We start from the raw sequence: 12,690 nt of genomic DNA on the forward strand, positions 1-12,690 counted from the left end.
GGCCGGGGTGCGCGTCGAGGCCCGGACGCCGCGGGTCCTCGGTACGCGTCGGGGCCCGGGGCGGTTGTTCACTCGCCCTCGGGCCCCTCGGTGTCGGTGGGCTCAGCGCACCTCGGTGATCTCCGGGCCGCGGGAGAGCCGGTCGACGCCGCCGGCGAAGCGGGAGCCGCCCTCGCTCTCCTCCTGCTGTACGTCCTCGGCCAGCATCTGCGCGTCGTCCGGCAGCTTCAGGACGATCGGGTCGCGCGGGGCCATCGGCGAGTCACCGCGCACCACGACGGTGTCGCGGAAGACCTGCTCCAGCAGACCGGCGGTCTGCGGCTGCACCGCCCCCTGGCCGGAGATCACGCCGCGCAGGAACCAGCGGGGGCCGTCCACCCCGATGAAGCGCACCAGCTGGACCCCGTGGGCGCCGTCGGGGAGCCGCACCGGGACCTGGGCGCGCAGCTCCCAGCCAAGCGGCCCCTCGACCTCGTCGACCACTCCGCCCTGCTGGGTGATCCCGGAGGCGATCTCGTCGCGTACCTCGCCCCAGATACCCTCCCGCTTGGGAGCGGCGAACGCCTGGAGTTGCACGGCGCTGTCCTGGAGGACCACGGTCGCGGCGACGATGGACTCGCCCGCCACCTCGACCCGCAGCTCCATGCCCTCCACGCCCGGAACGAGGATTCCGCCCAGGTCGACCCGGCCTTCGCCGGGCTCCCGGACCTCGGAGACGTCCCAGGGTCCGTCGGGGCGGGGGGCCGGCGGCAGGCTCACCCGCTGCTCCTCGGCGTCGGCCGCCCCGTCCGCCGCCGGCTGGTCCTCCGGGACGTCCTCGTCCGAGTCGGCGCCGTCGACCGGCGTCTCGACCGCGTCCGCGGCTTCTGCAGAGTCTGCGTGTCGCTTGCGACGACGTCCGAACACGTCACTGTCCTTCCCGGTCGGCTACGACCGAAGCGTAATGGTCTACGTCAGTGGAACCGCCGGCCGCGGCGTGACCGCCGGTGGACCCGAAGCCCCCCTCGGCCCGCGCCGAGCCGGGAAGCTCCGCCACCTCGTGGAAGCGCACCTTCTCGACCTGCTGGACGACCAGCTGGGCGATCCGGTCGAACCGCTCGAACCGCACGCTCCGGCGTGGATCCAGGTTGACCACGATCACCTTGATCTCCCCACGGTACCCGGCGTCGATCGTCCCCGGAGCGTTCACCAGGGCGACGCCGCAGCGGGCCGCCAGGCCGGACCTGGGGTGCACGAAGCCCGCGTACCCGTCGGGAAGCGCGATCGACACACCCGTCGGGAACACGCTCCGCTCCCCCGGCGCGAGCACGGCGGCCTCGGTGGTCACCAGGTCGACCCCCGCGTCCCCGGGGTGGCTGTAGGCCGGGATGGGCACCTCGGGGTCCACCCGCCGGATCAGGACGTCCACGGGCCCGCGCATCAGGGGTTCACCCCGAAGGCCCGGGTGATGCGCTTCTGGTCGGGGTCGTCGAGGACCGCCCGGATCTCCTCGGCGGATCCGTGCTCCACGAAGTGCTCGGCCTTCACCTCGACGAACAGGGCTCGGGCACGGACCGCGACCGGGCCGTCGGCGCCGCCTATCCGGCCGACCGCCTCGGCGTAGATCTTCCGGCCCGCGACCGCGGTGGCCTCGGCCTCCAGCCGGAGCACACTTCCCACCGGCACGGGTCGCACGTAGTCGGTCTCCAGCCGGGCGGTGACCGAGGCCGCGCGGAGGAGCCAGTTGAGCGCGCCGAGCGTCTCGTCCAGGGCCGCGGCGAGCACACCGCCGTGGGCCAGTCCGGGAGCACCCTGGTGGGCGGCGTGGACGGTGAACTCCGCCGTGACGGCCACCCCCTCCGCCGCGCGGGCGGCCAGCCGCAGCCCGTTGGCCTGGCTGTCACCGCAGCCGAAACAGTGTTCGTAGTGGGCCCCGAGCAGCTCCCCGGGAGCGGGGGCCTCGGGGTGCCGGGTCGGTGGCAGAGCGTCAGCCGGTGGCGTCAGCGAAGAAGTCGGTGCACTCACGAGGGGAGACCCTACCCGCGCGCAGCCAAGCGGAACGCAGCCGTGCCAAGCTTGGCAGCATGCAGTCCTACGACGAACGCCTGACCGCGCCCCGCTCCTGGTGGGCGGTGGCGGTCCTGCCCGGTGCGAGCCTCGGTCTGATCCTGCTGCCGTTCGGTCCGCTGCCGCTGCTGGCCGGGCTCATCGGCGGGACGGCGCTGGCGATGGCCGCGGTCAGCGCCTACGGCTCGGCCCGGATCCGGGTGGTCGCCGACTCGCTGGTCGCCGGCGAGGCCAGGATCCCGGTGAGCCACCTGGGGGCCGCGGAGGTGCTGGAGGCGGAGGAGGCCGTCGCCTGGCGGACCTACAAGGCCGATCCGCGGGCGTTCCTGCTGCTGCGCAGCTACATCCCGACGGCGCTGCGGGTGGAGGTCGACGACCCCGCCGATCCCACGCCGTACGTCTACCTCTCCACTCGGAACCCGAAGGCTCTCGCCGAGGCGCTCGCGACGTCGCGAGGCTGAGCCGTTCTCGGCGGGCCTGCTCCGCCGGCGGTCACTGGAGGGACTTGGGGCTGCCCGGTTCCTGCGGGGCCCCTTCCAGGAGGTCCCAGCGGATCTGCCGGACGCGTAGATCGGACCGGACCTTCTCGGCGAGGGCGCTGGTCCGCCGTACGTTGAGCACCGCGCCGACCACCGCCCCCAGCAGGAAGGGCGTGAGATTGGGGAGGGTGCGCAACGAGCGCTTCATGACCTGGCGGCGGAGTTCTCGCCGCACCTGGCCCCCGAGCGCCGCGTCGAGGGAGCTGAGCTGGCTGACGTCGATACCGCGCTCCCGGGACCACGCGCCGAGGTACGCGGTGGAGCGCTGGCCGAGGTTTCCCGGGGGTCTGACCCCGTAGACCTCGTGTAGTTCGGCGATGAGTTTGAACTCGATCGAGGCGACGCCGATCACCTCGGCCGCCAGTTCCGCGGGCATCGCCGGCGGGACCGGCAGCATCGCGGCTGCGCCCACGCCCGCGCCGACCGCCGCCGAGCCCTTGGTGGCCCCGGCGACCAGCCTGTCGGCGAGTTGCTCGGGCCCCACTCCGGGGTGGTGGACGCGGAGGGCAGCCAGGTCCCGCACCGGGATCCTCGGGGCGACCTCGACGATGCGTTCGGCGATACCGGTCAGGCTCACTCGGGTGCCGCGCCAGCTCCGGCTGAGCCCACTGCCGACACCCCGTCCGGCCGTTGCTGCGAGCGAGGCCGTACGGCCTCGCTCGTCGCGGTTGTCGACGGTGGAGGCGGTCGGCCCCTGTTCGGTGCTGTCCGCCTGTTCCGTCGGGTGGGCGGTCTGGTCCACGGGCGCCGGAGCGCCCGGTACCGGGCCGACGCCGCCCTCGGGTACTTCCTGATGAGCCCCCCTCCGCCGGAAGGGGTTCTTCCGGGAGGCCCCGGAGCCTGCCACGGGCCGGCCGGTCAGGCCGCGCAGTCGCGGCAGATCGGCTGGCCGTTCTTCTCTGCGGCCAGTTGGCTCCGGTGGTGCACGAGGAAGCAGCTCATGCAGGTGAACTCGTCCGCCTGCCGGGGCAGCACCCGGACGGACAGCTCCTCGTTGGAGAGGTCCGCACCGGGCAGTTCGAGGCCCTCGGCCTGCTCGAACTCGTCCACGTCGACGCTCGAGGTCGACTTGTCGTTACGACGCGCCTTCAGCTCTTCGAGGCTGTCCTCGTTGAGTTCGTCGTCGGTCTTGCGTGGGGTGTCGTAGTCCGTGGCCATGTAGCTCTCCCCCTCTGGGTGTATCGGTGTCTCAGCGCACGTAACGCGTGAGGGGCCGGACTTGTGCCCGACCCAAGGCGGAGATTTTGCCTCACATCAAGCTCTGTTACTCAATCGACACCCAACCGCGCCCCCGTGGAGGCGATCGCGGTGGATGCGGTGGGGACCGTACACGGTCCGGTATCGCCCGTCACAAGCACCGTCCCCAGGTACTTCCCGTGGCACCGGCCCCCGGAAACCCGGATTTTCCGGGCTTTCCGGTGAGCGCTACGGAACTCGGAGCACCTGATCGGTGACTCGTCTCTGTGATCGATTACACACAGTCCTTACGGGAACGGCCCCCCGAATTCCGCTCAAAGCGAACCCGTCCCGGGCAAGCATCTCAGACCGGAAGGGTGACTCGCATCACGAGCCCGCCACCCTCCCGCGGATCGGCGGTGATCCGCCCGCCGTGCGCCCGCGCCACCGAGCGGGCGATCGACAAACCGAGGCCGACCCCCTTGTCGCTGCCGGTGCGCTCGGTGCGCAGCCGCCGGAACGGCTCGAAGATGTCGTCCAGCTCGTAGGCGGGGACGACCGGCCCGGTGTTCGCGACCACCAGCGTCGCCTGGCCGGCCTGGGCGGCCGTACTGACCTCCACCCAGCCGTCCGGCGTGTTGTAGCGGACGGCGTTCTGCACGAGGTTCAGCGCGATCCGCTCCAGCAGCACGCCGTTGCCCGACACCACGGCCCGGGAGCGTTCCCCGTGCAGCCGCACACCGCTCGCCTCGGCCTCGGCACGGACCTGCTCCACGGCCTGCGAGGCCACCTCGGCGAGGTCCACCGGCTTGCGGTCGACGATCTCGTTGTCGCTCCGGGCCAGCAGCAGGAGCCCCTCGACCAGCTGTTCGCTCCGCTCGTTCGTGGCCAGCAGCGTCCTGCCGAGCTGGACCAGCTCCGGGGGCGCCTGCGGGTCGGCGAGCTGCACCTCCAGCAGCGTCCGGTTGATCGCCAGGGGGGTGCGCAGCTCGTGGGAGGCGTTGGCCACGAAACGGCGCTGTGCGTCGAAGGCCCGGTCCAGCCGGTCGAGCATCTCGTCGAAGGTGTCCGCGAGCTCCTTGAGCTCGTCGTCCGGACCGTCGAGCTCGATCCTCCGGGACAGGTCGGAACCGGCCACCATCCGCGCGGTGCGGGTGATCCGGCCCAGCGGGGAGAGGACCCGGCCCGCCATGGCGTAGCCGAAGGCGAAGGCGAGCACGCTCAGGCCCAGCAGCGCCAGCAGGGAGCGGCGCAGCAGCCCGTCCAGGGCCAGCTGCCGCTGGCTGTCCATGCAGACGTCCAACGCGGCGTTGAACTGGTCGACGTTCTCGGTGGAGGTGAGCTGCGGGCAGGTGCTGCTGGTGTTCCGGACGCTGCCGCCGAGCAGTTTGAAGGGCAGGTCGTTGCCCTGCCGCAGCGCCTGGGCGGCCAGCAGGTAGATGATCGCCAGCAGCAGGATGCCGGCGATGAGGAACATCCCGCCGTAGAGCAGGGTGAGCCGTATCCGGATGGTGGGGCGCAGCCAGGGGAACTGGCGGCCCGGACCGGCGGGGTTCCAGGTCGGTTTCGGCGGGGCCGGTGGAGGTGCGGGAAGCGGGGTGTGGGCCATCTGGGATCAGATCCGGTAGCCGGAGCCGGGGACGGTGATGATCACCGGCGGCTCGCCGAGCTTGCGGCGGAGGGTCATCACGGTGACACGGACGACGTTGGTGAACGGGTCGGTGTTCTCGTCCCAGGCCTTCTCCAGCAGTTGCTCGGCCGAGACGACGGCGCCGGCGCTGCGCAGCAGCACTTCCAGCACCGCGAACTCCTTGGGCGCCAGCTGCACCAGCCGGCCGTCCCGGTGGACCTCGCGCCGATTGGGGTCCAGCCGGATGCCGGCCCGTTCCAGCACGGGCGGCAGCGCGGCGGTGGTGCGCCGCCCCAGGGCGCGTACCCGGGCGGTCAGCTCGCTGAAGGCGAAAGGCTTGGGCAGGTAGTCGTCGGCTCCGATCTCCAGCCCCTCGACCCGGTCGCTGACGTCGCCGGCGGCGGTGAGCATGAGCACCCGGGTGGGCGACCCCAGCTCGATGATCCGACGGCAGACGTCGTCCCCGTGGACGAGCGGCAGGTCCCGGTCGAGGACGACGACGTCGTAGTCGTTGACCTCGATGCGCTCGGTCGCGGCGGCGCCGTCGTACACCACGTCCACGGCCATGGCCTCCCGACGCAGGCCGGTGGCCACCGCGTCGGCCAGCAGCTGCTCGTCCTCGACGACGAGTACGCGCACGGCGCCTTCCCTCCCGGAAACGCCTGTGATCAGGCGTGATGGTTCTTCCTCTTACGCCTTCCATCCTGCCTCCACCGGTCGTAAACCGGGAGTAAGGGAGGAACGCCGAGGGGTGGGGGAATCCCAGTCCGCCCGGCTCCGGAGGTTTCCCGGCGGCAGCGTGTGGGGATGACCAGTTCCATCCGAGATCACGCCCTGTGTGCGGCATGCCATGAGTTGCCGCCCCCGCCCAGGTGGCGCGTGATCACCACCGTCGGCACACCCCCGTGCCAACCGATCCACCGACGAGGGGGCGCAACATGGACGCGTTCACCGCAGGACTTCTGCAGCGCATAAAGAGCACCGAGTCCGACCTCATCCGCGCTCGTGAGTCGGGCGACGAGTTCCTCGCCGAGGTCGAGCAGGCGGAGCTGGACGACCTGCACCGGCTCGCGGCCGAGCACGGCGTGGAGGTCGGCTCCCTGCGATCCTGACCCGCCACGGTCGACGGGGGACGCCCCGGTGCCAGGAAGGTACCGGGGCGTCCCCCGTCCGCTGCGGCCCCCTGGGCCGTCCGGTCAGTCGTGCCAGGCCCCCAGCTCCTCCAGCAGCCCCTGGAGCGGCTCGAAGACCCCCGGCGGCGCCGCCACGGCGAGATCGTCGGAGAGCGGCGCCCCGGGACGCCCGCCGGTGAGCGCACCCGCCTCCCGGGCGATGAGCGCGCCGGCCGCGTAGTCCCAGTGGTTGATACCTCGCTCGTAGTAGCCGTCGAGCCGGCCGGCCGCCACATCGCACAGGTCGACCGCGGCCGCGCCGCCGCGCCGGATGTCCCGCACCCGCGGCAGCAGGGAGCGGAGCACCTCGGCCTGGGCGGCGCGGCGGTCGGCGAGGTAGCCGAAACCGGTGCCGATCAGCGCCTGCTCCAGGGCGGGCGACGGCCGGCCCGCCAGGCGGCGCTCCCCCAGGTACGCCCCCCGGCCGCGGACCGCGCGGAAGGTCTCGGAGCGCATCGGTACGGCCACCACTCCGACCACGGCCTCGCCCTGGACCTCAGCCGCGATGCTGACCGCCCAGGAGGGCAGGTCGTAGAGGTAGTTGACCGTCCCGTCGATCGGGTCGATCACCCAGCGGACCCCGCTGCTCCCCTCGGAGCTGGCCCCCTCCTCGCCGAGGAAGCCGTCCTCCGGCCGCCGCTCCGAGAGGTAGCCGGTGATCAGCTTCTCGGAGGCCAGGTCCATCTCGGTGACCACGTCGATGGAGCTGCTCTTGGTGGCCGCCACGCCGAGGTCGGCCGGCCGGCCCTCGACCAGCAGGGCGCCGGCCCGCCGGGCCGCCTCCAGGGCGAGGGTGAGCAGCTCGTCCTCAAGCGCCTCATCCGTACCGGTCGTCGTCCGGTGCACGCCGTTCATCTCCGCCCTGCTCACCGGGTGCCCCCGCTCACGAACGGGTCGTCGGCGCCGGCGGCGGCCGGTCGGGCGACGCGGGCCGGGCAGCAGCCCACCGGGCAGACGTCGTGGTCCGGGCCGAGCGCCCCCAGGGCGCACCGCTGCTCGACGGCTCCACGCTCCGTCGTGGCCCGCTCCAGCAGCAGTTCCCGGACGGCGGCGGCGAACCTCGGATCCGCGCCGACCGTGCCCGCCCTGGTCACCGGCAGCCCCAGTTTCTCCGCCACCCCCATGGCCTCGGTGTCGAGGTCGTAGCGGACCTCCATGTGGTCGGAGACGAAACCGATCGGGACCATCACCGCGGCGGGCGCTCCCGAGCGGTGCAGCTCCTCCAGGTGGTCGCAGATGTCCGGCTCCAGCCAGGGGATGTGCGGGGCGCCGCTGCGCGACTGGTAGACCAGCCGCCAGGGGTGTTCCACCCCGCCCTCCTCGGCCACCGCCTCCGCGATCAGCCGCGCGACCTCGAGGTGCTGCGCGACGTACGCGCCGCCCCCGCCGTGCTCCTCAACCGGTCCCGAGGTGTCGGCCGCGGCGGTCGGGATGGAGTGGGTGGCGAAGGCCAGGTGGGCTCCGGCACGGACCTCCGCCGGCAGCCGGTCGAGCGCCGCCAGCGTGGCGTCCACCATGGGCCGCACGAATCCCGGGTGGTTGAAGTAGTGCCGGAGCTTGTCCACCCGCGGCACCGGCAGCCCCTCGGCCTCCAGCGCGGCGAGCGAGTCGGCGAGGTTCTCCCGGTACTGCCGGCAGCCGGAGTAGGAGGCGTAGGCGCTGGTGACGAAGGTGAGGATGCGGCGGTGCCCGGCCTGGACCATCTCGCGCAGGGTGTCCGTGAGGTACGGCGCCCAGTTGCGGTTGCCCCAGTAGACCGGCAGCCCGAGGCCGTGCTCCGCGAAGTCCCGACGGAGGGCGGCCAGCAGTTCGCGGTTCTGCTCGTTGATGGGGCTGACTCCGCCGAAGAGGAAGTAGTGCTCGCCCACTTCCTCTAGCCGCTCGCGCGGGATGCCGCGGCCTCGGGTGACGTTCTCCAGGAAGGGGATCACGTCGTCAGGGCCCTCTGGGCCGCCGAAGGACAGCAGCAGTAGGGCGTCGTAGGGAGCGGAGAGTGACTGATCGGACATGCCTCGATCCTGCCACCCGGCCCACGTGGGGGAAAACCGGTGACTCGTCCGCCGGGCCTCCCGCCGCGGCGGCCGGCCCGTCGTCCGCGGTGGTCCGGCGCGCGGCGTCTCCGCGAGGCCGGGAGACCCCCGGTACTGGGGTCCCGGATGTTCCGAACGCCGAGGTGCTGTGGCTGCAGAAGTTCGGCCGCCGGGGATGACGGCGCCCCCGTAGAGTGGGGCGGAGGCGGGCGGCCCTTGGCCGAGGGGGGTACCGGTTCGGCTCTTGCCGCCCAGCCGGATCGACCAGCAGGTCACAGCCTCGGAGCCGCTTTGCCCAGTCCCTACCGCGCCATCTTCGCCCGCCCGGGCACCCGGGGGTTCTCCACGTCCGGCCTGGTGGGCCGGATGCCGATCGCGATGCTCGGCATCGGCGTCATCACCATGGTCTCCGAGCTCACCGGACGGTACGCGCTCGCCGGTGCCCTGGCCGCGACGCTCGCACTGTCGACCGCCACCTTCGGACCGCAGATCGCCCGGCTCGTGGACCGCCACGGCCAGCGCCGGGTGCTGCGCCCCGCCGTACTGGTCGCGCTCGCCTCGCTGACGGTCCTGCTGGTCTGCGTGCGGCTGCGGCTGCCGGACTGGATGCTCTTCGCCGCGGCCATGGGCAGCGGCTGCATGCCGAGTCTGGGGGCGATGGTCAGATCCCGGTGGGCGGCGATCCTCGAGGACGCGCCCCGCGAGCTCCACACCGCGTACTCGTTCGAGTCGATCGTCGACGAGCTCTGCTTCATCCTCGGACCGATCATCTCGATCGGGCTGTGCACCGTCTGGTTCCCCGAGGCGGGCCCCCTGCTGGCCGGAGTCCTCCTCGCCATAGGGGTCTTCACGCTCACCGCGCAGCGCGCCACCGAACCGGCGCCGCACCCGCGCGAGCAGCACGGCGGCGGCTCGGCGCTGCGCTCCCCGGGGCTGCGGGTGCTGGTGGCGGCCTTCGTCGCGGTGGGCGTCATCTTCAGCTCCGTCGACGTGGTGACCGTCGCCTTCGCCGAGGAGGCTGGCCGCAAGAGTGCGGCGAGCCTGGTGCTGGCGGTGTTCGCGCTGGGCTCCTGCCTCGCCGCGCTGGTCTTCGGCCTGCTGCACCTCCGCGGGCCGGCGGCCCGCCGATGGCTGCTGGGGGTGAACGTGCTCGCCGTGAGCATGATCCCGCTCCGGCTGGTCGACGGTCTCCCGCTGCTGACCTGCGCGCTCTTCCTGGCGGGGATGTCCGTCGCCCCGACGCTGGTGACCAGCATGGGCCTGGTGGCCGAGCACGTGCCCCGGTCGAAGCTCACGGAGGGCATGGGCTGGACGAGCACCGGCATCGCGGTCGGCGTGTCGATCGGTGCGGCGGTCAGCGGCTGGGTCGTCGACAACGCCGGGGCGCGTGCCGCGTACTCGGTGCCTGTCGTGGCCGGAGTGCTCGCGGCCGGGGTGGCGTTCCTGGGTTACCGGAAGCTGCTGCGGCCGCCGCACCGCACCGAAGGGTTCGGCGTGCAACGCGACTCGGGTACCCCTGACGGGCCTTCGACGACCTCGCTGGGCAGGACCGGCGGAGGCTGAGGCGACCGGCCGTGTGGTCCGGGGCTGGCGCGACCGCCCTCGATTGCGGAGGTTCGGTGAAACTCCCTTGACCGCGCCCGAATTTCACCCGTTCGACGGGGATCGCCGGAGGAGCTTCGGCGGCGCGGCGGGTCCACCGATGTGGGCCGTATGGAGTACTGTGGCGAGCCCGGACTCCGGTAGCCGTTCAACCTGCCCGAACTGCCCGGAGAGGGGCCTGAGGTGACACTCCGACCGGCGGAGCCTCGGCGGATCGGGTACGGAACGGGACGACGGGGTATGGTCACTCAGAGTTGTTGCGAAGTACCGCACCAACACGGCGCATCGAGTCCCAGACCCGACACGCCGGACGACTCGGGAATGCTGTGGCAGGCTGCACCCGGGCAGGCCACACTCGTCTAGCGGAAGCAGCGACGCACGTGACGTCGGCAGGCACCACCCGGGAGGTCCCCATGCCCGAACTGCGTGTCGTGGCCGTCAGCAACGACGGCACACGGCTGGTGTTGAAGGCTGCGGACAGCACCGAGTACACCCTTCCGATCGATGAGCGGCTACGGGCCGCGGTCCGTAACGACCGGGCCAGACTCGGGCAGATCGAGATCGAGGTCGAGAGCCATCTCCGGCCCCGCGACATCCAGGCCCGGATACGAGCCGGCGCCTCCGCGGAGGAGGTCGCCCAGGCTGCCGGGATCGCGGTCGAGCGGGTGCGGCGCTTCGAGGGACCGGTGCTCGCCGAACGTGCCTTCATGGCGGAGCGGGCGCGCAAGACCCCGGTGCGGCGCCCCGGCGAGAGCACCGGACCGCAGCTCGGTGAGGCCGTGGCGGAGCGGCTGATCCTCCGTGGCGCGGAGCGGGAGAGCGTCCGGTGGGACTCCTGGCGCCGGGACGACGGCACCTGGGAGGTGCTGCTGGTCTACCGGGTCGCCGGGGAACCGCACGAGGCGAGCTGGACCTACGATCCGCCGCGGCGTCTGGTACAGGCGGTGGACGACGAGGCACGGGCTCTGATCGGCGAGGCCGACGACACCCCCGAGCCGAGCATGCCGTTCGTACCCCGGATCGCACGGCTGCCGCGCGACCGGCCGCTGGACCGGTCGGAGGCGCCGGAGCGCTCGCGGTCCCCCTCCCCCGAGGCGGGCCCGGAGGAGAACCCGGCCGGCGAGCGGGACTCGCTGACCAGCCTGCTCGAGGCGGTCCCGAGCTTCCGCGGCGACATGGTCGTGCCGGAGCAGACCTCCCCCTCGCGGGTGGACTCCGGCGAGGTGCCGGCTAAGGAGCCCGAGACCCAGGAGCCCGCTGCGGCGGCGGGCGCCGGGTCGGCCTACGCGGACGTGCTGATGCCGCGGTCGGTCTCGGGCCATGCCGACCGGTTGAAGGGCACGACCGACCGCCAGGCGGAGGCCGACGGCGTCCGCCCAGGGCGCCGGGCGGCGGTTCCCAGCTGGGACGAGATCGTCTTCGGCACCCGCCGCAAGAAGCAGGACTGACCGGTTCCGCGGGCCGGGCCCGCGGAACCGCTTCATGCTCGCCGTCAGCCGCCCCCTCAGGGCCGGGATTCCCGCGGTTCAGCGTGCGGCCGGACCGCCGGGTCTCATCCGGGCTCGGCGCCGGTCGCCACCGGCCGATCGGGGTCGGCCGACCACTCGCTCCACGAGCCCACGTACAGGTCGGCCGGGATCCCCGCCACTTCGAGTGCGAGCACCTGGTGCGCCGCCGAGACCCCGGACCCGCAGTAGACGCCCACGGCGGTGCCCGGGCGCGCCCCCAGTTCCCGGAAGCGGTCGGCGAGTTCGGGGGCGGGACGCAGCCGACCGTCCGCTGACACGTTCTCGGTGGTGGGGGCCGAGACCGCGCCGGGGATGTGCCCGGCGGCCCGGTCGAGCGGCTCGGTCTCACCGCGGTAGCGCTCTGCCGCCCTGGCGTCCAGGAGCAGTCCGCCGCGGGCTCGTTCGGCCGCCTCCTCGGCGGTGAGCAGGCCCCGGCCCGGTGCGGGGACGAAGTCCCCGGGTGGCGGTGCCGGCGGTTCGGTGGACAGCCGTCCTCCTGCCGCGGTCCAGGCCGGCAGGCCACCGTCGAGCACCCTGGCCGCGCGGTGGCCGCTCCACCGCAGCAGCCACCAGGCGCGCGCCGCACCCCAGCCCTGGCCGCCGTCGTAGACGACGACTTCGCGGTCCGCCGAGACCCCGGCCCGGCGCATGGCGGCTCCGAAGGTCTCCAGGTCCGGGAGCGGGTGTCGGCCGGACGGCCCGGGCGGCCCGGCGAGTTCCGTGTCGAGGTCGACGTAGACCGCGCCGGGGATGTGTCCCCGCAGATAGGCGGGGCGACCGGCGGTACCGGCCAACTGCCAGCGGACGTCGAGCAGGGCCCGGTCGGCGGGCTCGGCCAGGAGGTCGGCCGCGGTGATGATGGCGTTCATGACGCCATCCTCGCGCAGTGGCGTGTCCGGGAGGCGTGGACAGGACGGCGAGAACCGAAATCCGGACAGTCGAACGATGAGTATCGGACTGTCATACTGGTTGAGCGGATGAGGCGCA

Annotated in this window: 14 protein-coding genes; 4 read left to right on the plus strand and 10 right to left on the minus strand. The window is 72.8% G+C overall.

Annotated elements, in window-relative coordinates; translation table 11 throughout:
• Positions 1–102: 102 nt before the first annotated feature.
• Genes BGP73_RS20570 through BGP73_RS20580 form a run of 3 tightly spaced genes read right to left on the minus strand, consistent with a single transcriptional unit; the run spans position 103 to position 2,004 of the window.
• The gene (locus tag BGP73_RS20570) at positions 103–906 is read right to left on the minus strand and encodes a DUF3710 domain-containing protein (RefSeq protein WP_069817131.1); all 804 of its coding nucleotides are present in this window, start codon (positions 904–906) and stop codon (positions 103–105) included.
• A 1-nt stretch (position 907) separates the two neighbouring features.
• Positions 908–1,420, minus strand: a complete 513-nt coding sequence (gene dut / locus BGP73_RS20575) for a dUTP diphosphatase (RefSeq protein WP_069817134.1) — start codon at positions 1,418–1,420, stop codon at positions 908–910.
• Positions 1,420–2,004 (minus strand): PaaI family thioesterase, encoded by a 585-nt coding sequence (locus BGP73_RS20580; RefSeq protein WP_069817136.1) that lies wholly within the window; start codon positions 2,002–2,004, stop codon positions 1,420–1,422. Before BGP73_RS20580 ends, dut begins: the two co-directional genes overlap by 1 nt.
• A 59-nt stretch (positions 2,005–2,063) precedes the next feature.
• Between BGP73_RS20580 and BGP73_RS20585 the strand changes: the two genes are divergently transcribed.
• Positions 2,064–2,507: a DUF3093 domain-containing protein gene (locus BGP73_RS20585; protein ID WP_069817138.1), complete on the plus strand. Its 444-nt coding sequence runs from the start codon at positions 2,064–2,066 to the stop codon at positions 2,505–2,507.
• Between the two features lie 31 nt (positions 2,508–2,538).
• On the opposite strand, the gene BGP73_RS20590 is transcribed toward BGP73_RS20585, so the two are convergent.
• From BGP73_RS20590 to BGP73_RS20605, 4 genes are all read right to left on the minus strand, one after another.
• A complete protein-coding gene (locus BGP73_RS20590) occupies positions 2,539–3,432 on the minus strand; it encodes a hypothetical protein (RefSeq protein WP_079127722.1) in 894 nt (297 codons plus the stop codon).
• A gap of 11 nt (positions 3,433–3,443) precedes the next feature.
• Complete coding sequence (locus BGP73_RS20595) at positions 3,444–3,743, minus strand: DUF4193 domain-containing protein (protein ID WP_069817140.1); 300 nt, start codon at positions 3,741–3,743, stop codon at positions 3,444–3,446.
• Positions 3,744–4,125: 382 nt separating this feature from the next.
• Positions 4,126–5,370: a sensor histidine kinase gene (locus BGP73_RS20600; RefSeq protein ID WP_069817141.1), complete on the minus strand. Its 1,245-nt coding sequence runs from the start codon at positions 5,368–5,370 to the stop codon at positions 4,126–4,128.
• A gap of 6 nt (positions 5,371–5,376) precedes the next feature.
• On the minus strand, positions 5,377–6,030 hold the full coding sequence (locus BGP73_RS20605; RefSeq protein ID WP_069817143.1) for a response regulator transcription factor: 654 nt from the start codon (positions 6,028–6,030) through the stop codon (positions 5,377–5,379).
• A 299-nt stretch (positions 6,031–6,329) separates the two neighbouring features.
• Between BGP73_RS20605 and BGP73_RS23225 the strand changes: the two genes are divergently transcribed.
• Positions 6,330–6,503: a hypothetical protein gene (locus tag BGP73_RS23225; protein WP_170837902.1), complete on the plus strand. Its 174-nt coding sequence runs from the start codon at positions 6,330–6,332 to the stop codon at positions 6,501–6,503.
• An 84-nt stretch (positions 6,504–6,587) separates the two neighbouring features.
• On the opposite strand, the gene BGP73_RS20610 is transcribed toward BGP73_RS23225, so the two are convergent.
• Together BGP73_RS20610 and BGP73_RS20615 are read right to left on the minus strand one after the other, a co-directional pair.
• Positions 6,588–7,418 (minus strand): inositol monophosphatase family protein, encoded by an 831-nt coding sequence (locus tag BGP73_RS20610; RefSeq protein WP_069817145.1) that lies wholly within the window; start codon positions 7,416–7,418, stop codon positions 6,588–6,590.
• A gap of 11 nt (positions 7,419–7,429) precedes the next feature.
• A complete protein-coding gene (locus BGP73_RS20615) occupies positions 7,430–8,572 on the minus strand; it encodes a ferrochelatase (RefSeq protein ID WP_069817147.1) in 1,143 nt (380 codons plus the stop codon).
• A 312-nt stretch (positions 8,573–8,884) separates the two neighbouring features.
• On the opposite strand from BGP73_RS20615, the gene BGP73_RS20620 reads away from it, so the two are divergent.
• Together BGP73_RS20620 and sepH are read left to right on the plus strand one after the other, a co-directional pair.
• Complete coding sequence (locus BGP73_RS20620; protein ID WP_069817149.1) at positions 8,885–10,156, plus strand: MFS transporter; 1,272 nt, start codon at positions 8,885–8,887, stop codon at positions 10,154–10,156.
• A gap of 419 nt (positions 10,157–10,575) precedes the next feature.
• Entirely contained in the window at positions 10,576–11,643 is a 1,068-nt protein-coding gene (gene sepH, locus BGP73_RS20625; protein ID WP_079127723.1) for a septation protein SepH, read from the plus strand.
• 104 nt (positions 11,644–11,747) lie between these two features.
• On the opposite strand, the gene BGP73_RS20630 is transcribed toward sepH, so the two are convergent.
• On the minus strand, positions 11,748–12,572 hold the full coding sequence (locus BGP73_RS20630; protein ID WP_069817153.1) for a sulfurtransferase: 825 nt from the start codon (positions 12,570–12,572) through the stop codon (positions 11,748–11,750).
• Positions 12,573–12,690 lie beyond the last annotated feature (118 nt).

It is taken from the genome of Streptomyces sp. TP-A0874 (genome assembly GCF_001748085.1).
Classification (GTDB): Bacteria; Actinomycetota; Actinomycetes; order Streptomycetales; family Streptomycetaceae; genus Streptomyces.